At 36.3% G+C, this 24411-nt stretch carries 23 protein-coding genes; 9 read left to right on the top strand and 14 right to left on the bottom strand.

The features are described 5' to 3' along the window. Positions 1-5 precede the first annotated feature (5 nt). From glyA to ACS3UD_RS13815, 6 genes are all read left to right on the top strand, one after another. Positions 6-1229, top strand: coding sequence for a serine hydroxymethyltransferase (gene glyA / locus ACS3UD_RS13840; protein ID WP_308139055.1), 1224 nt, complete (start codon positions 6-8; stop codon positions 1227-1229). Between the two features lie 269 nt (positions 1230-1498). Further along, complete coding sequence (locus tag ACS3UD_RS13835; RefSeq protein ID WP_308140089.1) at positions 1499-2638, top strand: ABC transporter substrate-binding protein; 1140 nt, start codon at positions 1499-1501, stop codon at positions 2636-2638. Positions 2639-2815: 177 nt separating this feature from the next. After that, positions 2816-3709: a branched-chain amino acid ABC transporter permease gene (locus ACS3UD_RS13830; protein WP_213925999.1), complete on the top strand. Its 894-nt coding sequence runs from the start codon at positions 2816-2818 to the stop codon at positions 3707-3709. Continuing rightward, positions 3709-4791, top strand: a complete 1083-nt coding sequence (locus ACS3UD_RS13825; RefSeq protein WP_374049906.1) for a branched-chain amino acid ABC transporter permease — start codon at positions 3709-3711, stop codon at positions 4789-4791. Before ACS3UD_RS13830 ends, ACS3UD_RS13825 begins: the two co-directional genes overlap by 1 nt. Next, complete coding sequence (locus ACS3UD_RS13820; RefSeq protein WP_308139057.1) at positions 4791-5561, top strand: ABC transporter ATP-binding protein; 771 nt, start codon at positions 4791-4793, stop codon at positions 5559-5561. The genes ACS3UD_RS13825 and ACS3UD_RS13820 overlap by 1 nt, the downstream gene beginning before the upstream one ends. Beyond that, entirely contained in the window at positions 5554-6261 is a 708-nt protein-coding gene (locus tag ACS3UD_RS13815; RefSeq protein WP_308139058.1) for an ABC transporter ATP-binding protein, read from the top strand. Before ACS3UD_RS13820 ends, ACS3UD_RS13815 begins: the two co-directional genes overlap by 8 nt. 12 nt (positions 6262-6273) lie before the next feature. Here ACS3UD_RS13815 and ACS3UD_RS13810 read toward each other — a convergent pair whose 3' ends face one another. The 5 genes from ACS3UD_RS13810 to ACS3UD_RS13790 all read right to left on the bottom strand — a co-directional run bounded on the left by ACS3UD_RS13810 (position 6274) and on the right by ACS3UD_RS13790 (position 10912). Beyond that, positions 6274-6708 carry a Fur family transcriptional regulator gene (locus ACS3UD_RS13810; protein WP_308139059.1) on the bottom strand — a complete coding sequence of 145 codons (435 nt, stop codon included), beginning with the start codon at positions 6706-6708 and terminating at the stop codon, positions 6274-6276. 216 nt (positions 6709-6924) lie between these two features. Next, complete coding sequence (locus ACS3UD_RS13805) at positions 6925-7449, bottom strand: GNAT family N-acetyltransferase (RefSeq protein WP_308139060.1); 525 nt, start codon at positions 7447-7449, stop codon at positions 6925-6927. A gap of 116 nt (positions 7450-7565) precedes the next feature. Then, complete coding sequence (locus ACS3UD_RS13800; protein ID WP_213926005.1) at positions 7566-7841, bottom strand: HU family DNA-binding protein; 276 nt, start codon at positions 7839-7841, stop codon at positions 7566-7568. A gap of 43 nt (positions 7842-7884) precedes the next feature. Beyond that, positions 7885-9318, bottom strand: coding sequence for a nucleoside triphosphate pyrophosphohydrolase (mazG, locus tag ACS3UD_RS13795; protein ID WP_308139061.1), 1434 nt, complete (start codon positions 9316-9318; stop codon positions 7885-7887). A 1-nt stretch (position 9319) separates the two neighbouring features. Next, positions 9320-10912, bottom strand: a complete 1593-nt coding sequence (locus tag ACS3UD_RS13790) for a putative polysaccharide biosynthesis protein (RefSeq protein WP_440977634.1) — start codon at positions 10910-10912, stop codon at positions 9320-9322. 328 nt (positions 10913-11240) lie between these two features. Here ACS3UD_RS13790 and recD2 point away from each other — a divergent pair, with 328 nt between their 5' ends. Both recD2 and ACS3UD_RS13780 read left to right on the top strand, forming a co-directional pair. Then, positions 11241-13487 (top strand): SF1B family DNA helicase RecD2, encoded by a 2247-nt coding sequence (recD2, locus tag ACS3UD_RS13785; protein WP_308139063.1) that lies wholly within the window; start codon positions 11241-11243, stop codon positions 13485-13487. Further along, the gene (locus ACS3UD_RS13780; protein ID WP_308139064.1) at positions 13484-14200 is read left to right on the top strand and encodes a ComF family protein; all 717 of its coding nucleotides are present in this window, start codon (positions 13484-13486) and stop codon (positions 14198-14200) included. The genes recD2 and ACS3UD_RS13780 overlap by 4 nt, the downstream gene beginning before the upstream one ends. A gap of 14 nt (positions 14201-14214) precedes the next feature. On the opposite strand, the gene ACS3UD_RS13775 is transcribed toward ACS3UD_RS13780, so the two are convergent. From ACS3UD_RS13775 to ACS3UD_RS13765, 3 genes are read right to left on the bottom strand one after another with little or no spacing between them, the layout of a single operon-like run. Further along, positions 14215-14784, bottom strand: a complete 570-nt coding sequence (locus ACS3UD_RS13775; protein ID WP_308139065.1) for a 5-formyltetrahydrofolate cyclo-ligase — start codon at positions 14782-14784, stop codon at positions 14215-14217. A 9-nt stretch (positions 14785-14793) separates the two neighbouring features. Then, positions 14794-15411: a site-2 protease family protein gene (locus tag ACS3UD_RS13770; RefSeq protein WP_308139066.1), complete on the bottom strand. Its 618-nt coding sequence runs from the start codon at positions 15409-15411 to the stop codon at positions 14794-14796. Between the two features lie 47 nt (positions 15412-15458). Beyond that, the gene (locus tag ACS3UD_RS13765; protein WP_308139067.1) at positions 15459-16760 is read right to left on the bottom strand and encodes a hemolysin family protein; all 1302 of its coding nucleotides are present in this window, start codon (positions 16758-16760) and stop codon (positions 15459-15461) included. Between the two features lie 234 nt (positions 16761-16994). On the opposite strand from ACS3UD_RS13765, the gene ACS3UD_RS13760 reads away from it, so the two are divergent. Further along, positions 16995-17573, top strand: a complete 579-nt coding sequence (locus ACS3UD_RS13760; protein ID WP_308139068.1) for a DUF5317 family protein — start codon at positions 16995-16997, stop codon at positions 17571-17573. Positions 17574-17608: 35 nt separating this feature from the next. Here the strand turns inward: ACS3UD_RS13760 and ACS3UD_RS13755 are convergent, their stop codons facing one another. The 6 genes from ACS3UD_RS13755 to ACS3UD_RS13730 all read right to left on the bottom strand — a co-directional run bounded on the left by ACS3UD_RS13755 (position 17609) and on the right by ACS3UD_RS13730 (position 24400). Then, positions 17609-18532 (bottom strand): SPFH domain-containing protein, encoded by a 924-nt coding sequence (locus ACS3UD_RS13755; protein WP_308139069.1) that lies wholly within the window; start codon positions 18530-18532, stop codon positions 17609-17611. Between the two features lie 13 nt (positions 18533-18545). After that, positions 18546-18977 carry an NfeD family protein gene (locus ACS3UD_RS13750; protein WP_308139070.1) on the bottom strand — a complete coding sequence of 144 codons (432 nt, stop codon included), beginning with the start codon at positions 18975-18977 and terminating at the stop codon, positions 18546-18548. Positions 18978-19041: 64 nt separating this feature from the next. Beyond that, a complete protein-coding gene (locus ACS3UD_RS13745) occupies positions 19042-20604 on the bottom strand; it encodes a M23 family metallopeptidase (RefSeq protein WP_308139071.1) in 1563 nt (520 codons plus the stop codon). A gap of 223 nt (positions 20605-20827) precedes the next feature. Continuing rightward, positions 20828-21784 (bottom strand): ABC transporter permease, encoded by a 957-nt coding sequence (locus ACS3UD_RS13740; RefSeq protein ID WP_308139072.1) that lies wholly within the window; start codon positions 21782-21784, stop codon positions 20828-20830. Beyond that, positions 21784-22878: an ABC transporter permease gene (locus ACS3UD_RS13735; protein WP_308139073.1), complete on the bottom strand. Its 1095-nt coding sequence runs from the start codon at positions 22876-22878 to the stop codon at positions 21784-21786. The genes ACS3UD_RS13740 and ACS3UD_RS13735 overlap by 1 nt, the downstream gene beginning before the upstream one ends. Continuing rightward, the gene (locus ACS3UD_RS13730) at positions 22871-24400 is read right to left on the bottom strand and encodes an ABC transporter ATP-binding protein (protein ID WP_308139074.1); all 1530 of its coding nucleotides are present in this window, start codon (positions 24398-24400) and stop codon (positions 22871-22873) included. The genes ACS3UD_RS13735 and ACS3UD_RS13730 overlap by 8 nt, the downstream gene beginning before the upstream one ends. Between the last annotated feature and the right edge of the window lie 11 nt (positions 24401-24411).

Below are 24411 nucleotides of genomic sequence, written 5' to 3'. Positions count from 1 at the left end.
TAATTATGAATTTTGATTTAGTCAAACAAAATGATATTGAACTCTATGAAGCTATGATGGAGGAAAAAAACAGACAAAATATAAACATCGAGCTTATCGCCTCTGAAAATTTTGTTTCAGAAGCAGTACTTGAGGCAATGGGAAGTCACTTGACAAATAAATATGCCGAAGGATACCCCGCAAAAAGATACTACGGTGGATGCGAATTTGTTGATAAAGTTGAAAATCTTGCCAGAGAAAGAGCCAAAGAAATTTTTGGAGCAGACCATGCTAATGTGCAGCCTCATTCAGGCTCAAATGCAAACTTCGGTGTTTACTTCTCAGTCCTAAAACCAGGAGACAAAATACTGGGAATGGATCTTTCGCAAGGCGGCCATTTAACGCACGGAAGCCCTGTAAATATGTCCGGCTCATACTTTAATGTTGTTTTCTACGGAGTAAAAAAGGATACCGAAACTATTGACTATGATGAAGTAAGAGAAATTGCAAAACGTGAAAAGCCAAAATTAATCGTTGCAGGAGCCAGTGCATATTCACGATTTATAGATTTTAAAGCATTCCGAGAAATTGCTGATGAAGTCGGAGCATATTTTATGGTTGACATGGCTCATATAGCAGGTCTTGTAGCAGCAAAACTTCATCCAAATCCGGTTGAATATGCTGATTTTGTAACTACAACTACTCATAAAACTCTGAGAGGCCCAAGGGGCGGCATGATACTTTGCAAAAAAGAATTTGCTCAAAAAATTGACAAAGCAATATTCCCCGGAATACAGGGAGGCCCTTTGATGCATGTGATAGCTGCAAAAGCCACATGTTTTAAGGAAGCCATGGAGGACAGCTTTAAAACTTATCAGCAACAGGTTTTATCAAATGCAAAGACTTTATCACAAGAACTTTCAAACAGAGGATTCAGAATAGTATCAGGCGGTACCGATAATCATTTAATGCTTGTTGATTTAAGAAATAAAAATCTTACAGGCAAGGAAGCAGAAAAAATGCTTGACGAAATTCATATTACAACAAACAAAAACACTATTCCGTATGACCCTCAAAGCCCATTTGTTACAAGCGGATTGAGAATAGGAACCCCTGCTGTTACAACACGAGGAATGAAAGAACCTGAAATGGTTGAGCTCGCTTCAATAATTGACGGTTTGCTGAGCAAGACTGAAGATGAAAAAGCTTTAAGAAATAAAGTGCTGGAACTAACATCAAAATTTAATTAATAAGGTTATAAAAAAACAAGGTATTAATATAATATATTAAGCCTTGTTTTTTTATTTTATTTATTTTAATTATATTGCTTTAATAAAGTTTCAGTTTAATATATATAAACAACAATAAATAATTGTATGTGTTTCAAAGAATATTGTATTTATAACACGGAAATTTATCTTGCAATAATACTTGCTGAGTGTTATAATCATAGAAATTTTATCAATAATTTGAGGAGAAGGTTATGAAAAGAAAACTATCTTTATTGTTAAGTTTACTAATGATATTTTCAATGTTCACTGCATGTGCAAAAGACCAGGGGACAAGCACCGATGCAGACTCAGACAGCGATGTGATAAAAATTGGTGTGTTTGAACCGCTGACAGGTGAAAACGGAGGCGGCGGACTTCAAGAGCTTGACGGAATAAAATATGCAAATAAAATGTATCCCGAAGTCCTAGGCAAAAAAATTGAGCTGGTAATAGTTGATAATAAGAGTGATAAAGGTGAAGCAACTACAGCAGTTACAAGGCTTATTGAGAAGGAAAAGGTTGTAGCGATAATAGGCTCTTACGGTTCGGGAGTTTCAATTGCTGCCGGAGATATTATACAAAATGCCAAAATTCCTGCAATGGGAGCTTCCTGTACTAATCCTATGGTTACACAAGGAAATGAATATTACTTCAGAGCATGCTTTCTTGACCCGTTCCAAGGAAGGGTAATGGCAAATTATGCTTTAGGGCAGGGTGCAAAAACTGCAGCTGTTATTATGCAAAACGGTGACGACTATTCCATAGGCCTGGGCAATTTCTTTATTAATGCTTTTAAAGAATTGACGGGCGATGAAAACAGTGTAGTAGATGTATCTGAATTCCAGGTAAACGATACTGATTTTAATGCAATCCTAACAAATATCAAAGCTAAAAACCCTGATGTTATATTTGCTCCAAGCTCGGCAACAACAGCTCCTCTGATTATTAAGCAGGCAAGGGCCCTAGGTATGAACAGCTTAATAATGGGCGGAGACACTTGGGAAAACCCTGCCGTTATAGATGTTGCCGGAGATGATGCAAAAGGTATTGTTCTTTCAACATTCTTTGACGAAAACGATCCCGCTACAGAAGAAGCAAAAGTATTTGTAGAAGGATACAAAAAAGAACTAGGCGATAAAGAGCCTATAATACCTGCAGTTGCAGCATTAGGATATGATGCATACCTTTTAGTAAGGGACGCTATTGAACGTGCAGGCTCAACTGACGGAGATGCTATTAAAGAAGCTATACAATCTACTAAGGACTTTGAAGGTGTTACTGGAGTTATTAACTTTACCGAAGAAGGAGATGCCGATAAAAATATTGCTGTTATCAAAACAGTTGAAGACGGTAAATTTGTATACATCGATACAGTTGAAGTTAAATAATCTGCCTTTATCATCAAGATAGCAGACTGATGAAAAATTATACTGCAACACCTAAGGGCAGAAAACCGCAACGTATCAAACATACGTCTGGATTAAGCTGTCTAAACGGTAGCAGCAGACTAAGGCGAACATACCGTTCGCCTTTTCTAGTTATTTAACTATTTTGGAGGAATAAAAATGACTTTTGAAATATTTATGCAACAGCTGGCAAACGGAATATCCATAGGAAGTCTTTACGCCCTCATAGCCATCGGCTACACAATGGTTTATGGAATATTAAGACTAATAAACTTCGCCCACGGTGATATTTTCATGATGGCAGCTTATTTTATGGTTTTCAGCATGGTAAACTTCGGACTGCCGTGGTATGTATCCATGATTTTGGTTGTTATAGCAACAATATTGCTCGGAGTATTAATTGAAAAAGCAGCGTACAAGCCTCTAAGAAGTGCTCCTCGTATGTCAATAATGATTTCCGCAATAGGTGTATCATTTTTATTGGAAAACCTTGCAACATATTTGTTTACCGGTGTACCTAAAGGGTTCCCGGATATACCAATTCTCACAAAAGCCATAAGTTTCGGAAATGTTTCTTTATCCGTTGTTACAGTTGTGACTCCCGTAATAACAATTGTTTTATTATATGTAGTACTTTTTATAACAAACAAAACAAAAATAGGCATGGCAATGAGAGCTGCCGCAAAAGATTTTGAAACTGCACGGCTTATGGGTATCAACATTAACAGAGTTATATCAACTACATTTGTAATCGGCTCCGGCCTGGCAGCAATAGGTGCTGTATTATGGGGGTCAAAGTATCCTTCTGTATATCCTCTCGTGGGAGTAATGCCTGGCTTAAAGTGCTTTATAGCAGCAGTTCTTGGAGGAATAGGTAATACCACAGGAGCTGTTATTGGAGGTTTTATCTTGGGGATGGCAGAAATAATGCTGGTTTCTTTCCTTCCTTCATTAACAGGTTACAGAGATGCAATAGCTTTTATAATACTGATTATAGTGCTGCTGGTTAAACCAACCGGACTGCTTGGAGAGAAGGTGACTGATAAAGTATGATAAAGAACAATGAAAATCATAATTATAAAATATATCTAGTTGCATTTGCAATATTTGCTTTTCTTATTACACTTTTAGATTTGAAGTATATTGGTGATGACTATGTAAGACGTGTATTGAATCTGGCTGCAATCTACACAATAGTAAGTGTTTCCATGAACCTTGTTAACGGATTTACCGGATTGTTTTCCCTCGGTCAGGCAGGCTTTATGGCTATAGGAGCTTATACAGTCGCAATTTTAACTGTTCCCATTGATAAACGTGCTGCGATTTTTTATGTTATACCTCAAAACACCTTCCTTGCCGGAATAGAGCTTCCGTTTGTAGTGGCACTTTTACTCGGAGGTCTGCTGGCTGCTTTAGTTGCAATACTAATAGGTATTCCGGTACTCCGATTAAAAAGCGATTACTTAGCCATAGCTACACTAGGTTTTTCAGAAATAATACGTATTGTCTTTACTAATGCAAAAACAATTACAAACGGCGCACTTGGAATTAAAAGTATACCTAAAATGCCAACTATGTGGGTTTTTTTCGGGATAATGATATTATCCGTAACTTTTATTATACTGCTGATAAATTCAAGCTACGGGAGAGCCTTTAAGGCCATAAGAGAAGATGATATAGCAGCAGAGGCCATGGGTATAAATCTATTTAAACACAAAGTAATGTCTTTTGCCATAGGTGCGTTTTTTGCAGGAATAGGAGGAGGTCTCTTAGCTACTTTACTTGGTACTGTGGATCCTAAGCAGTTCTACTTTGTAGCAACCTACAACTTTCTGCTGATTATAGTCCTTGGCGGCATGGGCAGCATTTCAGGTACTGTTATAGCTTCCTTTATAGTTACCATTGGGCTTGAAGTCCTAAGATTCTTTGATGACCCGCTTACTTTGTTTGGATATAATATTCCTATATTCAGAGCTGGATTTAGAATGGTAATTTTTTCTGCATTACTTATGGTTTTGGTGCTTTTCTTCAGAAATGGTATCATGGGGCAAAAAGAATTATCCTGGGGCTTCATAAAAAATATATTTAGCAAAAAGAACCTTCATAAAAAAGCTAAAAAAGGAGGTACCGCATAATGAGCGTTTTAAGCATAAAAAATGCAGTGATGCAATTCGGTGGTGTTATCGCGGTTAATGACCTCAATATAGATGTTAAAAAAGGCCACATAGAAGCCCTGATCGGGCCAAACGGAGCTGGAAAAACGACAGCATTCAATGTAATTACCGGCGTTTATACTCCCACAAAAGGAAATGTTTATTACAATGATACCAAAATTACCGGACTATCTCCCGATAAGATAACAAAGATGGGTATTGCAAGAACATTTCAGAATATACGATTATTTAAAGAACTGACTGTTTTGGATAATATTCTAATTGCGAATCATCTTCATGTAAAAAGCAATTTTTTGTCATACGCTATGAGAATGCCTTGGTCAAGATCAGAAGAAAAAAACATGAAACAAAAATCAGAAATGCTTTTGGATAAGCTTGGGCTTCTAAAATTAAAAAATGAAACGGCAAGCTCACTTCCTTACGGTGAACAGCGAAAATTAGAAATAGCTAGAGCATTGGCAACGGATGCAAAACTGTTGTTGCTTGACGAGCCGGCAGCAGGCATGAATCCTAGCGAAACCATGCAGCTTTCCAGGTTTATTCATACTATAAGAGATGAATTTGAACTTACTATTTTTATGATTGAACACCATATGGATCTCGTTATGGAAATTTCAGATAAAATCTATGTACTTGACTTTGGTCAGCTTATTGCTCAAGGCACAGCAAACGAAGTTAAAAATAACCAGAGGGTTATAGAAGCTTACTTGGGGGTGGAAGAAGATGCTTGAAATTAATAATCTGCATGTAAATTACGGTGGTATTTCGGCAGTAAAGGGAATTAATATCAGCGTTCCAGAGAAGTCCATTGTTACACTTATTGGAGCAAACGGCGCCGGAAAAAGCACCACTCTCAGGACAATTGCAGGTCTTGTCAAACCCAGCGAAGGAGAAATTAATTTTCTAGGTGAAAATATTATAGGCATGGATACAATAAATATTGTTGCAAAAGGTATTACTCTGGTTCCTGAAGGAAGAAGAGTATTTGCAAATTTAACTGTACTGGAGAACTTAAAAATAGGTGCCTATCTTCAGAAAAGCGGAATCAATGAAAGCATAGCTGAAGTTTACGATCTATTCCCCAGACTTAAGGAACGCTCATGGCAACTTGCAGGGACGCTATCCGGAGGCGAACAACAAATGCTTGCTGTAGGAAGAGCTCTCATGGCTAAGCCTAAACTTATAATGATGGATGAGCCATCTCTCGGCCTAGCTCCTTTGATAGTAAACAATATATTTGATATTATTAAAGAAATAAATAAATTAGGTACTACCATATTGCTTATAGAGCAAAATGCAAATAAGGCTCTAAAAGTTGCCGACTACGGTTACGTACTCGAAACAGGTAATATAACAATGGAAGGAAAGGGCAATGAGCTTTTACAGAACGAAAAAGTAAAAGATGCATATCTTGGAACTTCAAAGAAATAAAAATAAAGAGAGTTACTCCTCTTTATTTTTATTTCTTTGCTTTTTTAGACATTCAGCACATATTCCTGTAAATTGCAGGCTGTGTCCCGTCACTTTAAATCCTGTCTTCCTGCCTATTGACTCGTTCAAATCCTTTAACGGGCAATTTTCAATCAATATGGAATTGTTGCACTTACTGCAGGTTATATAATGGCTGTGGGACAGCTCATTCAGTTCATAGGATGCCGTACCGTCTCCCTTAAGTATTTTTAACAGAACATTTTTCTCAGTAAGAACATGCAGCGTTCTGTACACCGTTGAAAGATTAATTTTATGATCATCCATTACTAGAGTCTTAAAAATTTCCTCCGCAGTAATAGGCTCTTTTGCAGATTCTATTACCGAAAGTATAATATGCCTTTGCTTCGTATTTTTCAACGAAGATTTTTTTAGAAGTTCTTCAATCATAATTCACCTCTAATAAAGAATATAAATTTATGCCAAAATTAAATAATGACACATCACCTGTACAAAATGCACAGTAAATATACAAGGAAGCGATCTCAGCAAACAAATAATTTATATCATTAAAACATCATTTACACATTTAATTGCAATATATTGGCATTTGCAATTATACTTTACTTATTATTATTTGTCAATACACCTCAAATGATATGATTTCTATTCTTGAAATTCCATAACCATTATGTATCGGTCATGTGACTTCCCATATTCGTCCATGCTTGTTTCAGTTATCTTAAATCCTAATTTTTCATAGAGCCTTATTGCAGGCTCATTTTCAGTGTCTACAGTAAGAGACATTCTTTTAAATTCCTGTTCTTTAATATTTCCTATAATAATTTTTAAAAAATGATATCCAAGCCTGTTGCCCTGGAGTTCATCCGCTATTGCAAAATCAAACAAGTATACCTTTTCCGAGTCTTCCCAATCTCTCATCAGAATGGCCAAACCAGAAATGTTCCTCTTGCCTTCCTCTTTTAAAACATACACATTTCCGTGACGTATTTGCGGCACGAGCCCCCACTCATCCATGCCTAATTCTCCAAAAATTTCTTCGCCAAAATCAACTAGTCTCCTTAAAAACTGATTATTGTAGTCCTGCACGAGAAATACTGTTAATCCGTCAATATTCTCCAGGCTGTCTACCACCTTTTTAGGTAAGTTTTTTACTTTGTCTAGTTGCATAAACACCTCTCCTTTTATTTTTATTATCTAAAAATAATAATGCCCAATTTTTTTATTTTAATAAAATGAAAAAGGCCGCACCTACGACCTTTTTATTTATATCTTCAAATTCTTTACTAATTAACTGCTTCTTTCAAAGACTTGCCAGCTTTAAATACTGGTGCTTTTGAAGCTGGTATTGATATTGTTTCGCCAGGATTTCTTGGATTTCTACCTTGTCTTTCTTTTCTGTCTCTAACTTCAAAAGTTCCAAATCCAACTAATTGAACTTTGCCGCCTGCTACGAGTTCTTCTTTTATTGTTTCCATGAATCCATTTAAAGCTTTCTCTGCATCTTTTTTTGTAAATCCAGTTTTTTCTGCAACACTAGCAATTAATTCAGCTTTATTCATAAAAAACCCTCCTTAAATTCTTTTGTTTTTTTATCTAAATTCCTTATTGGAACTTTGATTTTTCCCATAGCTCATCCATTTCTTCAAGTGTCATATCTTTTAAGTCTCTCCCTGCATGAGTCTCTATGTATTTAAATCTTTCAATAAATTTATTTATAGTCCTGTTAAGAGCAATATCAGGATTAATTTTTACAAATCTTGATAAATTAACAAGCGCAAATAATAAATCTCCAAACTCTTCTTCCATCTTCTCAGAATCATTTTTATCGTACTCCTCAAGAAATTCCAAGAGTTCTTCTTTAATTTTCAAAACAGCTCCATCTGCATCCGGCCAATCAAATCCTACCTCAGCTGCTCTTTTTTGAATTTTATAGCTTCTGCTAAGAGGCGATAATGCTTTTGGTACGTTCTTCAAATTATCTGTATACGTATTTAAATTTTTTTCCTTATGCTTTGATGTTTCCCAGCTTTGAAGAGCTTCATCCACGTTGCCGGCCTTGATATCCCCAAATACATGAGGATGCCTAAAATACATTTTTTTGCACAAATTTGTTATGATGTCATTTAAATTGAAGTAACCTTCTTCACTGCCAATCTCTGCGTGAAAAACTACCTGAAACAATAAATCTCCGAGCTCTTCAATGAGATTATCTATATCATCATTATCTATGGCATCCACCACTTCATAAGCTTCTTCCACAACATGCTGTCTTATAGATTCATGGGTCTGTTTCCTGTCCCAAGGGCATCCGTCAGGCCCTCTCAATATTTTCACAATTCTGCATAGATTAGTAACATTATACACTGTATTTTTCGAAATTTCAATAGGTAGAACACAAAAATATGTTGAAAATCCGTATTTTTTTTCTTGATCCAGCATGTACAAAGGAGTTTTTTCGACATTTTCTTTTAAAACATCAATATTTAAAATATATGAATCATCAGAATATGTTTCCATAAGGATAAGTTTCAACTGTGAAGCCATTTCATGATCATATACCTGAGTTACTATATTTAAGGAATTTATATCGAAAGAAAACTCATCCGCCTCAAGACAATCCAGAACTTTAATAGATTTGTAATCTGAAAACCCCGACAGCTTTATGCATTTATCAAGAAAACTCATTCCATCAATTATTATTATACTTATTTGGTCTTTATATTCATTCAAAAGCTTTTTTGTTACTATATCTCCATAATATGGACTTCCTGCGGTGCAATAATTAATTTTGCCGTAGGTATTTGCAAACTCTATTAATTTATCGGCCATTTTTTCATAAACTTCATCAAAAGTTTCATATTTTTCAAAAAAATTATCAAAACATTCTATATTTATTTCTTTTTTAAGCTCTTTTACCGTCGGATGCCTTTCTGTCCTTGCAAATGTTGGTATGTTCTCGTTTAATGCCTTATATGCCTTCACAGTCAAATCATCACGGCTTCCTGCGCCTAGTCCTATAATTTGAATAGTATTCATTTTATTTCCTCACAAACCTTGCTAGTTTTTCTCCTTTGGGTATTAACTCTAAATCTGCCTTCGTAATTGCCCCCGTTGCAAACAGGCATATAACATACACTATAACAGCTATTGTTATTGAACCAAGTGTCGCCAAATTCTGACTATGAAGCACAGATTTAAAAAATCTAAATGAAACACCTGTTGCTGCTGCCATTATTGCAACCGAAAGAAGTGATCTTGAGGACACCTGTATCAATTTAATTTTTATGCTTGTATTATTTATATCATACCAGTTCAGAAGCGCAACTACAAAATAAGATATTGTAGTGCTTATGGCCGCCCCTTTTATATTAATTGATGGCATTCCGATAAGTATGTACGATAAAATTACTTTAACTATAAGTCCGGCAATCAAGTTTTTAACCGGATGAAACTGCTTATTAATAGATTGAAGAATCGCTGTAAATGCCTGCACCAATGTAAGGAAAATAACGCCTATTGCCAAAATTTCCAACAATGCTCCGGAACTTGCATGTTTTTCCGGTCCCAGCGAAGAATACAGCAAGGCAATAACCGGCTCTGCAAGCATAAACAGACCTATACCGCAAGGCAACCCTATTATCAGAGACATTTTTACACCTGCATTTGCCGTTACATTTAATTTTACATTCTGCTTTTTTGTAAACGCATCAGTGATTGCAGGTACTAAGCTCATGGCAACAGCAGTTGAAAAAACTTGCGGAAAATTTATTAATGTTTGTGCAGTACCGCTTAACTCACCAAACATATCAGCTATCTGAACATTTGTATATCCTATTGCAGTAAGCCTGTTAGATACAATGTACGAATCCATAATTCCCATCAACGGTGCAATTGAAGCCCCAATTGTTATTGGTATTGCTATATACAAAAGACTCTTAACAATATTTTTTACAGGTTCCGTTCTATTATGTGATGATAATTTTATTTCTTCTTTAATTGATTTTTTTGTGAAAAGGAACATCAGATAAATAAGTATTAATGCCGCAACACCTCCTGCAGACGCGCCAAACGTGGCACCTGCCGCAGCTTCTTCCAGCCCTCTTCCTACCAGCGCATACGCCAGATAAAGTCCAACCGATACTCTGAACACCTGCTCTATAATCTGTGATAAAGCAATGGGAGCCATATTCTGACTTCCTTGAAAAAATCCTCTGTAAGCCGATAAAAGAGGTACAGCAAACAATGCAGGAACCAGAGCTAGCATTGAGTAGTATGCTCCCGGGAATCCTATTAAGGAAACAAGATTTTTTGCAAAAATTAGTACTAGTAGCGAAGAAATTAAGCCTATAAGAAACAATCCCCATCGCGACACTTTGTATACTTGATATGCTCCCTCAAAATTCTTTAATGCCCTTTTTTCTGAAACCAATTTTGCAATTGCCGTTGGAAATCCTGATAAAGATACAACAAGCAAAAGGTTATATATGTTATAAGCAGGCTGATAATAGCCTATGCCTTCAGTTCCTATCAAATTTGTCAGCGGTATTCTGTAAATTGCCCCCAAAATTTTTACAAGTAATCCTGCAACTCCAAGAATTGCAGCCCCTTTAATGAAGTTTTCCTTTGACATGATTATTCCTTTCTTGCTCAATGATTTATAATTCAATATTCAGGCTTAAGAACCTGTAGTCTTCGGTAAAAAGCGCCAGAACACCCATTCTTATATAATACTCCTTTTTTACCAGGTAAGTTCTCTTTCTAGTGTATGAAAAATATTAACAAATATATTATGACCTATTAATGTTTATTTTTCCTTAATTTCAAACACCAATGCTGAAATAAAGTTTATCACAGTTTTTCAACCTTTGAAAGAAAAATTTGTAATCTTTTTATTTTTTATTATTTGGAATATACGAATCTATGGTATAATTTTAATAGTACAATGCAAGGAGCATTTAATGGAAACACTAAAGGGAACAATAGCAGAGACAATTTTTCGCAATGATGAAAACGGATATACAGTTGCAATGATGGAGTGCGAAAACGAAGTTATTACAATAACAGGAATTTTCGGAACTGACATTGCGGGAGAAATGTTAGAAATATACGGGAAAAGAGTAACTCACCCAAAATATGGCGAGCAATTTCAAGTTGATATGTACACCGCTCTTCTGCCATCTGACTTGGATAAAATTGAAAATTACCTGAGCTCTGGGTTAATTAAGGGTATAGGCAGTTACACTGCCAAAAAAATAGTTGAAGCATTTAAAGAAGATACTTTTAATATAATACAAAATAACCCCGGCAGGCTGACTGAAATAGACGGAATAGGCGAAAAAAAAGCGGACATGATTGCAAAAAGCTTTGCCGAACAATCAGATATAAAAGAAATAATGATGTTTTTACAAGATCATGATATAAGCACAAGCTATAGCATTAAAATATATAAGCAATACGGCAAAAACACAATTAATGTAATCAGAGAAAACCCTTACAGATTATCAGAGGACATTTACGGCATAGGTTTCAAACTGGCAGATAAAATTGCGGAATCTCTGGGCGTAGAAAAAATTTCCCCGTTTAGAATATCTTCCGGAGCAAGATATGTGCTCATGGATTTTGCTTCGAGAGGACACACATATGCACCATACAATATGTTTCTCAACAACACCGCAAGTTTACTGGGAATCAGTTGTGATTTAGTGGAGGATGAAATTCGCAACATGGCGTTTACAGGTAAAATACACATAGAAACAATTAACAATGAACGTGTTGTATATTACATTCCCTACCACACGGCAGAAGTCAGTGTATGTAAAGATCTGATCACATTATCTAGAGCGGATTTTAACTTGACAGAGGGGGATGCTTTTTCATATTTAAACAGCATCGAGGATGAATCATCCATAGTACTTTCTGAGAAACAGCGTGAAGCGGTAATACAGTCTGTTATTAACGGTGTGACAGTAGTAACTGGCGGCCCTGGAACCGGAAAAACAACCATTATCAGATCAATGATAAAAATATTCGAAAGAATGAACAAAAAGGTTATGCTTTGTGCCCCTACAGGAAGAGCCGCAAAAAGAATCACGGAGTCAACAGACAGAGAAGCCAAGACAATACACCGAATGCTGGAATATGCATACGGTGAAGATGAGAGTAGCCTTTCATTCAATAAAAACGAAGATTCTCCCCTTGATTGTGACGTAGTTATTGTAGACGAGATGTCCATGGTGGATATTCTTTTGATGAACAACCTTCTGAAAGCACTCAAAAGAAAAACAAGACTGGTTCTTGTGGGTGATGTAGATCAGTTGCCATCTGTGGGTGCGGGCAACGTTTTGTCAGATATAATAAATTCCAACACCATTAAATTTATACGTCTTGATACAATATTCAGACAATCCGCAGGAAGCATGATTGTTCAAAACGCTCACGCAATCAACAAAGGCCTTATGCCTATTTATAATAAAAAGGACACTGACTTTTTCTTTATGAGAGAAAAAAGCCGCATTGATATAGCAGAACTGATTGTTGATTTATACAGTAACAGGCTTCCTATAAAGTACAATCTGGACTCCTTAAAAGACATTCAGATTCTTTCTCCCATGAAAAAAGGAGATGTAGGTGTAATTGAGCTGAACAAAAAAATACAAGCGAACGTAAATCCTCCATCGAAGTTTAAAAAAGAAAAAGCTTTTGGAACATATACTTTTCGTGTCGGAGACAAGGTTATGCAGATAAAAAACAACTATCAGTCCGAATGGAAAATTTGCAGCGACGGCAGGGAAATAACAGGTGAAGGAGTTTATAATGGCGACATAGGGTACATAATTTTTATTGATGAAGACAATCAGGAATTAACAGTTCAATTTGATGAAGAAAAAGAAGTTGTTTACCCGTTCAATCAGCTGGATGAGCTAATACTTGCCTATGCCACTACGGTTCATAAAAGCCAGGGAAGTGAGTTCCCAGTTGTAATAATGCCTGTTGTTTGGGGCCCTCCAATGCTTCTGACACGAAATTTATTTTATACAGCAATTACAAGAGCAAAAAAGCTTGTAGTGTTGGTAGGCATTGAAAAATACATGCAAGAAATGATTAACAACAGTAAAATTGACAAGCGTTATTCGGCACTAGATTACAGACTTCATTCTTCATTAGAAACATACAATCTGTTATCGGAGGGTATTATTGAAATATGAACTCATACGCAGAATCCTTCTTAGAGCTTATTTATCCAGAAAAAAACACGTGTTTTATCTGTGAAACATACGATGAGAAGATAAATGACAAATACATTTGCTCAGACTGCGAAAAAAAAATTAAGAAAATAATTCATCCTGCATGCAGTAAATGTTGCAAGCCTATTGATTTTGACTCTTTTGACGGGCTGTGCAGAGAGTGCCGAAACTCAGACAGATATTTTGAAACGTCACGTTCTCCCTACGCATATGAAGGTATTATAAAAAAAGCCATATACAGCTATAAATACTACAATAAATCATATTTTTTTAAATTCTTTGGAAATTGCCTCGTAGATTACATGAAAGATACAAATTACGCCTATTTTGATTTTATTGCTTCTGTTCCTATCCATCCGTCTAAAATGAGGAAACGAGGATACAATCAGTCAGAACTAATAGCAAGATACATAGCTTCCAGACTATGCATACCCTATGTGGATGCGCTAAAACGCACTAAAAAGACATTGAAGCAAAGCGGGCAAAAAAAGGAAGACAGAAGAAAAAACCTTAGAAATGCCTTTACCGTCAAAAAATCCGCACAAAAAATTATCAACAGTACGATTCTATTGGTTGATGACATATACACAACCGGATCCACTGTTGATGAATGCTCTAAAGCTCTAATTAAGTACGGAGCAGAAAAAGTCTATATAATTACAATAGCCAGATAATATTTATCGCAAATCTAACGTTTATATATATTTTCTTCAGTAATAATCATATCCATTTTGACATCATGAGGCTCCGACGGAACTTTGTCAAGTACCTGAAATTCATATGCCACAGCCACAGCTGCAGAACCTCTTTTTTTTCGGCACAGAATTCTGTCATAGTAGCCCTTACCGAATCCGATGCGATTATGCTGCTTGTCAAACACAACTCCCGGAACAACTATCAAGTCAAATTCCTCCGGCTCTACGAGCCTGATTTTTTCATACACCGGCTCATAATATCCGAACGGACTCAAAACAAGATCATCCATGCTTTTAATTTCCGAGGGAATAATTACAGTGTTTTTTACGTCTGTATATGGTATTATGACTCTTTTGTTTTCAGCAAGCATTTTATTTATCAAATCATATGTCATAACTTCATTTTTAAAGCTCATATACACAAATACAACCTTGCTGTTCTTATACTCATCTGTTGCCATAAGCTTGTTCATAATTACTGTACTTTTAACAGATGCATCCTCATGGTCCATGTTGTTTCTTATTTTTAAAATTCTTTTTCTAAATTCGTTTTTATTTTCCATTTCACATTCCTAAAAAAATATTGATATTAAAAAGCTATACATAAAATTTATGACAGGGCCTATAACAAATCCTATACCCCTGAATATTATCAGCAAAAGCATAGCAAATCTCAGCTGATCATAATATTTATAATAAAAATTCCAGACTCTTGCTCCGCCTATGCTCCCTAAAATATGATGGCCGTCAAGAGGAGGTATGGGTATCAGGTTAAACGCCATAAGCACAAGATTAATTGAAACTGTACTCCTAAGTATCTCCCACAATATTTGAGTTGTAACAGTATATGGCATAAACATATCAGTAACCTTCATAAGTCCAACAAACAAGAAGGCCACCAATAAATTAGCAGCAGGTCCTGCAAGCGCCACCAAGGCATCGTCTCTTCTTGGATCTTTAAAATTTCTTCTGTTTATCATAACAGGCTTTGCCCACCCGAACCCAAACAAGAGCAAACACAAAAATCCCAAGGGGTCTATGTGCTTAATAGGATTAAGCGTCAACCGGCCCTGCGTGATAGGGGTATCATCTCCCATAAGCACAGCAGCATACCCGTGTGAAAATTCATGTATTGAAATTCCAAGTAGAATACCCGGTAAAATCAATAATTTTGTCAATAAATAATTCATAAAGCCCCCTTATATTATTAAATGTGGGTTTAACTTGAAAATTTCAATCAATCTTCATAGTCGGTAGAATCCGGAGATTTATATACTATTGCAGTTTCAAGCCTTCTTCCCTTAATTTCAGTAACCTTTATTTTGAGCCCGTATTCGTCAAGCTCCATTGTGCTCCCATCTTCGGGAATTATTCCAAGCACGCCGAACACTAGTCCTCCAAAAGTGTCAAAATCCTCATCTGGAAGCCTTATTCCAAGTTGCTTTGAAACATCCTCCAAGTAAGCAGATCCCTTTATTTTCCATGTGTCATTATCTAGTTTTTCTATTGACGGAGGTTCTGGGTTTAAATAATCATCATCAAAGTTTCCAACTATCTGCTCCAAAAGGTCATTCATTGTAATAACCCCACTCATCCCTCCATATTCATCAAATACAACCGCAAAATGATTCCTAGTCTTTTTCATGTTCTGAAACAGTACGTCTGTCCTAACAGTTTCAGGTACATAGTAAGCTGCTTTAACAGCTTTGTCCATAACATTTTCCCTGGATTTGTCTGCTAATCTGAAATAATCCTTTACATTAGCGACACCTATAATGTTGTCAGCACTCCCATCGCAAACAGGATACCTTGTATGCCTGCTCTTTGTAATTTTTTGCGCCCACTCTTCATCAGTTTCATCAAGCCATAAAATATCTACTTCGGTTCTGTGTGTCATTACTTCTTCAGCTGTTTTATTATCAAATTCAAATACATTTTGAATCATTTCTTTTTCGTTGGCATTAATGGAGCCTTTTTCACTCCCAACATCAACCATCATTCTTATATCCTCTTCTGTAACTTCTTCATCTTCAGAATTCGGATCTATACCGATAAGCCTTAATACTCCGTTAGTTGAAGCAGTTAACAGCCAAACAAGAGGCGAAAAAAACTTAGATATGGAAAATAGCATCCCTGACATAAGTAAAGCAAGTTTCTCCGCATTCTTCATTCCGACTCTTTTCGGTACAAGCTCACCGAATACAAGCGTAAAGTAAGATAAAATCAAGGTGATTATAACAACTGACAATGTGTTTAATGTTGAAGCCGGTAAATTTACACCCATTCTCAAAAGCAAATTTGTCAATCTGCTGGCAAAGTTATCTGCCGCAAATGCGCTTCCAAAAAACCCGGCCAATGTAATTCCAACCTGTATTACAGAAAGGAAATAAGATGGCTGTAAAGTCAGCTTTGTAAGCTTAATAGCGCGCTTGTCTCCCTCAAGTGCCATTTTTGCCATTCTGTTATCATTCATAGATATAACCGCTATTTCGGCAGATGCAAAAATCGCATTTACAAGAATCAGAATTACCTGTAACATTATTGGACTCCATATCGAGCCTTCTTCTAGCACTGTAAGAACCTCCCAAGTAATTTAAAATATTACAAAAATAATAACATACTTATTATAACCAGTCAATATTCATTTATTATTGAACGTTTCAAGCTATTTTATTATGTTTTTCTTTAAATAAACTAAACTTTTTCAATAAAAAGTTGATATATTTACACATATATTGTAGAATTAAATTAATTTATAAAAACGGAGGTAAAAATGTTTCTTGAAGCCTTAATTTTGGGAATAGTTGTGGGTTTAATACGAAGAGGAAAAATTTCAAGGCTGAATTATGTGAGTTTTAGCGGAAAACCTTTTATATACATAGCAGCACTCTTATATCTTGCGATTATAGTTATGAATCTTGGCCTCTTTGATTATAATTCATCGTTATATTCCGTCTTCCTTTTATTGGCTTATATTTTATCAGCATTGTTTTTAATTTCAAATATCAGCATGAAATTTATGGTTATACCCTTGGTTGGATTAGGCCTTAATTTACTGGTTTTTTTAGCAAACCGATTTAAATTTCCACTGGCTGCAGATGCAGCAGCAAGACTGTACGGAACTGAAATGCATGACCTTTTAATCAGCGGAAAGATATTGTTCTTTACTCCTGCCGATGGTGCATCATTACATTTTTTAGGAAACATAATAACTATCGGAAACTGGATTATTGTCAGTGTGGGAGATATTATTTCCGCTATTGGCGTTGTATTGGTTGTTCAGGCAGTTATATCAGATAAATTTATACAAACCAGAAACAGAATTACCTTTTCAAAAGATATTTTCAAATAAAATAAATGCGTCTACTTGGACGCATTTTATTTTACTTACTTTTCCTTACTTACTTCGCTTAGTGCACTTGCAAGTCCGGCCAGCCCCTGAATCTCAGATGGCACGATAATTTTTGTTGCATTACCGTTTGCAGCCTTTTCAAATGCTTCAAAGCTCTTTAACGTTAAAACTTCCTTGTCAAGTTGTACACCCTTTATCATCTTCAAGCCCTCTGCCGTTGCCTTCTGAATGTTCAGAATTGCTTCAGCTTCACCTTCGGCTTCTCTTATTGAAGCTTCCTTTTTAGCCTCTGCTTTTAATATGGCAGCTTGCTTCTCTGCTTCAGCTTCAAGTATAAGTGATTCCTTTTTACCCTGTGAAACCAGAATAGCAGCATTTTTTTGTCCTTCGGCGATAAGTATAGATTCCCTTTTTTCTCTCTCTGCTTTCATCTGCTTTTCCATGGCATTCTGAATTTCTTTTGGAGGAATAATATTTTTAACCTCAACACGGTTTATTTTAATGCCCCATGGGTCTGTGGCATCATCCAAAACCTGACGCATTTTTGTATTTATTATCTCTCTGGATGTCAAAGTTTGATCAAGCTCCAGATCTCCTATTATATTTCTCAATGTGGTTGCTGAGAGATTTTCTATTGCCGACATAGGCCTATCTACACCGTAAGTATAGAATTTTGGATCTGTTATCTGAAAAAACACTACAGTATCAATCTGCATCGTAACATTATCCTTTGTAATAACCGGTTGAGGAGCAAAGTCAATAACCTGCTCTTTCAATATAACTTTTTTTGCAATTTTATCTAGTAATGGCATCTTTACGTGTATCCCTACACTCCATGTTGTTTGGTATGCGCCAAGGCGCTCTACCACAAAAGCATGTGCCTGCGGCACTATTCTGATATTTGTTGCAATCAATGCTATAACAATAACAACTAAAATTATTGTACCTATAAATCCCATTCTTTACCTCCTGCTATTTTCTTTTTACTATAACTTTTGTTCCTACTATTTCTTTTACGACTACAAGTTCGTCTTTTTCAATTATTTCATCATCCATCGATCTTGCAGACCATATTTGTCCCTTTAGTTTTACATGGCCTTCACCGTTTATGTTGCTTATTGTTGATTCCACCTTTGCCGTCTCTCCGATTAAGCTGTCAATATTAGTCCTGGTTTTACCTACCTGCAGCTTTTTAACAGCTATAGGCCTTGTAAGAAGCAGACTTGCAAAAGACACAATCAAAAAAACCACGATCTGTACATGAAGGTCAAAATTCATTAAATAAACAAACCATGCAACTAAGGCTCCAATAGCAAACCAAATAGTTGTAAGACCCATTGTGGAAGCTTCAATAATTACGCACGCAGCAATTACCACAAGCCACGCCCAACCTATAAAATCCATAGCGCCTCCTAATTAATTTACTTGTATTAAGTATATACCACAATTCAGTAAAGGTAAACAATTATTAATCTATTATTCCGCTAAGCACCTGGTATGGATTAACATAAGTATTATAAATGCTTACTGCATAATGAAGGTGCGGGCCTGTTGAAAATCCAGTCGTACCCACTGTCCCTATAATATCTCCTTTTGATACTTTCTGCCCTTTTTTAACTGCAATGGTATCAAAATGATAATAAGATGTAAAAATTCCCATACCGTGATCAATTACAACTGTGTTTCCCGGAGACAAAAGCCCTTCCATTGCAAATGTTACAATTCCGCTGTTGGGAGCCTTTACCTCAGTTCCCAAAGGAGCAGCGATATCAATCCCCGAATGTCTTGATGAAGACTGTTCGTTGTTCACATACCTTATTTCGGCAAAATCGGTCGTGAGCTCTCCTTCAACAGGCATAATAAATGTACCCTCCCAAAGCTTTTCCGAAGCAGACTCTGTTCTCGCAGGCTTGACAAGCTGTAAAAACTCATAGATTGCAGTATCATCATTATTTGTATCGTTCATATCGTCAGAGACCGTAAGATACTGAGTTTTAAAAGATTTACTTATTACAGTAAAGCTCTTTGAAATAGTATAAGCATCCCCTGCCTTTCCTACTATATCAACATTAACATCATATTCTCCCGGCTGAGCATATAGATCAATGGGGCAGATGAATATACTTTTTTCCTTGTAGCTGTACATTTCCGTCTCTGTTTTTACGGCTTCTGTCGATAAGGATAATTTTTCATCACCATTTAAATTTTGAATATAGACAAGCAGAATATTCCCCGGGTAATTTTCCTTTGTAACAATCTCTATACTTGCTGGATTGTCTACATCAACAGTAAAGCTTAACGTCTGACTTCCGTAAAATTCTGAGCCCTCCTTCTGCAGCCACTGAGCATGACTTTCAACTGTATATTCTCCGTCATCAGTAAGGCTGCTAACAGCACTTTGTATATCTGTACCTGTGCTTATAATATTTCCCTGAGAATATACACGAACCACCTGACTGTCCGGAACCTTTTCATAAGCAATGTCCAGCTCATCATTTGCCCCTATTTTTACGGGACTTGTGTTTATATCTCCTCTTATCTCTCCTTTTTTCTTTGCAAATATCCCATCAATATCTTTGTATGTCCAATCATACTTAATGTTAGGATTTAACCTGCTTTCATTATAATCCAAAAAAGAATTATACAATGTGGATGCTATGTATGTGTAAGCAAAGTTTTCATCTAAAAATAATTCAGATGCTGTTTTGTCATCAATTTTGTATGTGCTTTCGTCATGTGAAATATATGCCTCTTCGTTGTTTAAATCAAAATGTATATTATAATAATCGGCACCGGAAGCTTTGTTTATAATAAGCTCGTAGGATATTAAATCTTCTGCTTCATCGTAATCCTTATCTTTTGATTTTACCGCCTTTAAAATTGTCTTTGCAATTTCGCTGTCACCGGAAACAGATGTTTTTTCACCGTTTTTTAAATTAATTATTTCAATTTCAGAAACACCCCCAGCCATGCTGCAGCTTGCAAAAAAAAGTGTAAAAGTCAATAAAACCGTTAAATATACCTTCCTCATAATACCTCCTTCATACTTCATTTTCTAGTTTTTGTTTTAAATCCCGTTTTATACATTGTATTTAACGCACATAAATATATTCTGTACATCATGTACCCAGCTGCAAATAAAAAAGACCTCCGCATCATTCCGATACAAAACTAAAGTTTCTTAAATATAGAAATACTTTACTGTCTGAGAATGATGCGGCAGGTCACTTAAATTCATATAAAATTTATTATATTTATCTTTCTTCTCTGTAATAGTTCACTCCGCAGCCGGCAGGTTGAGAGTTTTCTTTTGATTTTTTAATTGATGTTATTACAAGAACAAGGGCAGTTATTACAAATGGAAGCATATCGTAAAATGCATTTGGTATTGTAATTATTGTTTTTGGAAAATAATATTTTAGAACATTGAACGCTCCAAAAATAAACGAACCAAAGATTGCTTTTACAGGGCTCCACGAAGCAAATATAACAAGCGCTACTGCTATCCAGCCAAGGCCGTTAACACTGTTGCTCATCCACACTCCTCCGTTGATAATCATTGAGCAGTATGCTCCTCCTATTCCACATATTCCTCCGCCCAGAAGCACATTAATATACTTAAGCTTCGTAACTTTTATTCCGGCAGCATCCGCCGCTGCAGGATTCTCACCTATGGCTCTCATGTTGAGACCGGACTTAGTGTGATTTAAATACAAACCACAAATAATTGCTACCACAATTCCCAAATATACAAAAGGATTATAGTTGAACAGCAGCTTCCCTAAAACTGGCAAGTCGCTTAACCCCGGTATGTTTAAATTGTTAAGCTGCATTGTAATCTGTGCTGGAAGCTTAAGTGAAGTCGTATGTGAATTCACTATCATATACTCTCCTGCAAAATTCGAAATTCCTGTTCCAAATATGGTTAGAGTAAGCCCTGTAACATTTTGATCTGCCATAAAAGTTATGGTCAGTACAGCATATATTAAAGCTCCCAACATCCCTGCCATAAACGCCGCTATAAGTGCAATAAACAGGCTGTCACTCATATATCCCGCCATAAATCCGGCGCAGGCTCCCATCATCATCATTCCTTCAACACCGAGATTCAAATGTCCTGCCTTTTCATTCAAGATTTCTCCTATAGTACCGAACAAAAGAGGCGTTCCCGCAAATACTGCGGCAATTAAAAAATTTATGAATAAGTTCATTACTTAGCCCCTCCTTTGTATCTTTGTCCCAATGCAAATTTATACCTTATGAAAAATTCACTTCCTAAAATAAAGAACAATATTATTCCCTGCAATACTGCAGCAGAGTATGTGGATAATCCGTAGGTTGACTGCATTACGCTGCTTCCCTTTTCAAGAATGCTGAACAAAAATGAAACAAGAAATATTCCCAGAGGATTTAAATTAGCCAGCCACGCAACTATTATTGCTGTAAACCCTACTCCGCCGGCAACAGAAGAAGCCAGTGTCATGTCAGAACCGGCAGACTGAATCACACCTGACAGTCCACATATTCCTCCGCTTATTAGCATCGTTCTGATAACTACCTTTTTGACATTCATTCCCGCATACTGTGCAGTTGATTGGCTTTCTCCCACAACACTTATTTCGTATCCATGTTTGGTATATCTCATATATACGAAAACAACCACCACAAGTATCAGGGCTATTATCCATCCGAACTGCACTCCCAACACCTTATCAATTTGAGCATTTGAAGCAAACCGCGCAATTTTCGGGAACCCTGACGAGCCTGGGTCCTTCCACGGGCCGTCGCGAAGGTATGATATAACATGCAAAGCTATATAATTCAGCATCAGTGTAAACAATGTTTCGTTAGTATTAAATTTCGTTTTAAAATATGCTGGAATTGCCCCCCACAAACCTCCTCCAATAGCTCCTGCAACAAACATTAAAGCAAGGAGCGCAAAGTGAGGTAAATTACTGTAAAACAATGCAAAATATGATGAAAATACCGCACCCATTATTATTTGTCCCTCTGCTCCGATGTTCCAGAATCTCATTTTAAATGCCAGTATAACTCCAAGAGAGGTAATCAGCAGCGGAATCATAATTTTAACAGTTGCCTGTATTGCCATTTTGCTTCTAAAAGCACCTGATACAATGGTACCGTAAAGCTCTACAGGATTAAACCCAAGGCACAGTATAAACAATCCTCCTGCAGCCAGAGCCAATATAAATGCCATAATTCTGAGTCTTAATATCTCCGCCTTTGAACGTTCTGCCCTTTTCACGGTACGAAATAAAGGTTCTCTAATTTTTGCTTTATTCATTATGGCCGCCCCCTGTTAAATTCATTCCTGTCATCATAAGTCCGATTTCTTCCTTTGTAGTTGTTTTTGCATCCACAATCCCTTGAACTTTTCCGTGACACAGTACCATTATTCTGTCAGAAAGCTCCAATAAAACATCAAGATCCTCTCCGATAAATAAAATAGCTACATCTTTTTTCTTTTGCTCGTTAAGAAGGTCATATATAACATATGAAGAATTGATATCAAGCCCTCTCACAGGATATGCAGTTATAAGTACATTTGGATTTGATTCAATCTCTCTTCCAAGCAATACTTTTTGCACATTTCCGCCAGACATCATTCTGACCGGCATATAAATATTTTGAGTTACTATATCCAATTTTTCAACTAATTCTTCTGAAAGTTTTTTTGCCGGTTTTTTATCTATGAAAAGGCCTTTGTTGTTTTTATAAGATTTAAGCATGATGTTTTCTACCATTCCCATGGAACCAACGAGCCCCATTCCAAGCCTGTCCTCAGGCACAAAGCTCATGCTTATTCCTAATTTAATAATTTCATCAGGCGTCTTGCCTATAATATTTTCCTTATGACAGAGCACTGCTCCGCTTTTTATTTTAACCAGGCCGGCAATAGCCTCGCACAGTTCCTTTTGACCACTTCCCGCTATTCCTGCTACGCCCAGGATTTCTCCACTTTTAAGTTTAAAGTTTACATCTTTTATTGCTAACGTACCGTCGGCGTTTTCTACCGACAGCTCCACAACATTAAGAACAGTCTTGTTGTTTGTTGTTTCAGGCCGCTTTATTTTAAGACTGACAGGCCTGCCGACCATAAGCTCTGTAAGCTTGTTCTCATTTGTTTTTTTAGTTTCAACCGTATCAACAAGTTTTCCCTTCCTCAATATTGCGACACGATCGCTTATATTTAAGACCTCATGAAGCTTATGAGTAATAATTATTATTGCACTTCCCTGTTCCTTCATTTTACGAAGGATAGTAAACAGCTTTTCAGTTTCCTGAGGAGTCAAAACCGCTGTCGGTTCATCCAGTATAAGAATCTTTGCCCCTCTGTATAGTACCTTCATTATTTCCACAGTCTGCTTTTCACTTACAGACATATTGTAGATTTTTTTCTCAGGTTCAATTTCAAGTCCGAATTTATTGCTTATGTTTAGAATTTTATCTTTTAGTAATTTTGGTTTTTCATACCTTCCATCAGTGCCCAACACTATATTATCCATAGCATTAAAAATCTCAACCAGCTTAAAATGCTGATGAATCATTCCTATTCCATAATCTATGGCATCTTTTGGAGATCCGATTGCAGCCTCATTTCCCGCAATTGATACGGACCCTGCATCTGGATAGTATATACCTGCCAGCATATTCATCAGAGTTGTTTTTCCGGATCCGTTTTCTCCAAGCAAAGCCAAAATTTCTCCGTATTTAATATTTAAATTTATGTTGTCATTGGCAACCACATTGCCGAACACTTTTGAAATGCCATTAAGCTCTATAGCATAATTTGATTCGTTTGACATTAGTTTACTCC

The organism is Sedimentibacter sp. LTW-03 (genome assembly GCF_052059825.1).
Taxonomy (GTDB): Bacteria; Bacillota; Clostridia; order Tissierellales; family Sedimentibacteraceae; genus Sedimentibacter.
The sequence above is the reverse complement of the archived record's forward strand: the minus strand, read 5'-3'. Positions and strand labels throughout refer to the sequence as shown.

Bases quoted from the DNA above. Each gene is read 5' to 3' on its own strand.
- glyA (WP_308139055.1), top strand. From the start codon at position 6: ATGAATTTTGATTTAGTCAAACAAAATGATATTGAACTCTATGAAGCT.
- ACS3UD_RS13835 (WP_308140089.1), top strand. From the start codon at position 1,499: ATGATATTTTCAATGTTCACTGCATGTGCAAAAGACCAGGGGACAAGC.
- ACS3UD_RS13830 (WP_213925999.1), top strand. From the start codon at position 2,816: ATGACTTTTGAAATATTTATGCAACAGCTGGCAAACGGAATATCCATA.
- ACS3UD_RS13820 (WP_308139057.1), top strand. From the start codon at position 4,791: ATGAGCGTTTTAAGCATAAAAAATGCAGTGATGCAATTCGGTGGTGTT.
- ACS3UD_RS13815 (WP_308139058.1), top strand. From the start codon at position 5,554: ATGCTTGAAATTAATAATCTGCATGTAAATTACGGTGGTATTTCGGCA.
- ACS3UD_RS13810 (WP_308139059.1), bottom strand. From the start codon at position 6,708: ATGATTGAAGAACTTCTAAAAAAATCTTCGTTGAAAAATACGAAGCAA.
- ACS3UD_RS13805 (WP_308139060.1), bottom strand. From the start codon at position 7,449: ATGCAACTAGACAAAGTAAAAAACTTACCTAAAAAGGTGGTAGACAGC.
- ACS3UD_RS13800 (WP_213926005.1), bottom strand. From the start codon at position 7,841: ATGAATAAAGCTGAATTAATTGCTAGTGTTGCAGAAAAAACTGGATTT.
- mazG (WP_308139061.1), bottom strand. From the start codon at position 9,318: ATGAATACTATTCAAATTATAGGACTAGGCGCAGGAAGCCGTGATGAT.
- ACS3UD_RS13790 (WP_440977634.1), bottom strand. From the start codon at position 10,912: ATGTCAAAGGAAAACTTCATTAAAGGGGCTGCAATTCTTGGAGTTGCA.
- recD2 (WP_308139063.1), top strand. From the start codon at position 11,241: ATGGAAACACTAAAGGGAACAATAGCAGAGACAATTTTTCGCAATGAT.
- ACS3UD_RS13780 (WP_308139064.1), top strand. From the start codon at position 13,484: ATGAACTCATACGCAGAATCCTTCTTAGAGCTTATTTATCCAGAAAAA.
- ACS3UD_RS13775 (WP_308139065.1), bottom strand. From the start codon at position 14,784: ATGGAAAATAAAAACGAATTTAGAAAAAGAATTTTAAAAATAAGAAAC.
- ACS3UD_RS13770 (WP_308139066.1), bottom strand. From the start codon at position 15,411: ATGAATTATTTATTGACAAAATTATTGATTTTACCGGGTATTCTACTT.
- ACS3UD_RS13765 (WP_308139067.1), bottom strand. From the start codon at position 16,760: ATGTTACAGGTAATTCTGATTCTTGTAAATGCGATTTTTGCATCTGCC.
- ACS3UD_RS13760 (WP_308139068.1), top strand. From the start codon at position 16,995: ATGTTTCTTGAAGCCTTAATTTTGGGAATAGTTGTGGGTTTAATACGA.
- ACS3UD_RS13755 (WP_308139069.1), bottom strand. From the start codon at position 18,532: ATGGGATTTATAGGTACAATAATTTTAGTTGTTATTGTTATAGCATTG.
- ACS3UD_RS13750 (WP_308139070.1), bottom strand. From the start codon at position 18,977: ATGGATTTTATAGGTTGGGCGTGGCTTGTGGTAATTGCTGCGTGCGTA.
- ACS3UD_RS13745 (WP_308139071.1), bottom strand. From the start codon at position 20,604: ATGAGGAAGGTATATTTAACGGTTTTATTGACTTTTACACTTTTTTTT.
- ACS3UD_RS13740 (WP_308139072.1), bottom strand. From the start codon at position 21,784: ATGAACTTATTCATAAATTTTTTAATTGCCGCAGTATTTGCGGGAACG.
- ACS3UD_RS13735 (WP_308139073.1), bottom strand. From the start codon at position 22,878: ATGAATAAAGCAAAAATTAGAGAACCTTTATTTCGTACCGTGAAAAGG.
- ACS3UD_RS13730 (WP_308139074.1), bottom strand. From the start codon at position 24,400: ATGTCAAACGAATCAAATTATGCTATAGAGCTTAATGGCATTTCAAAA.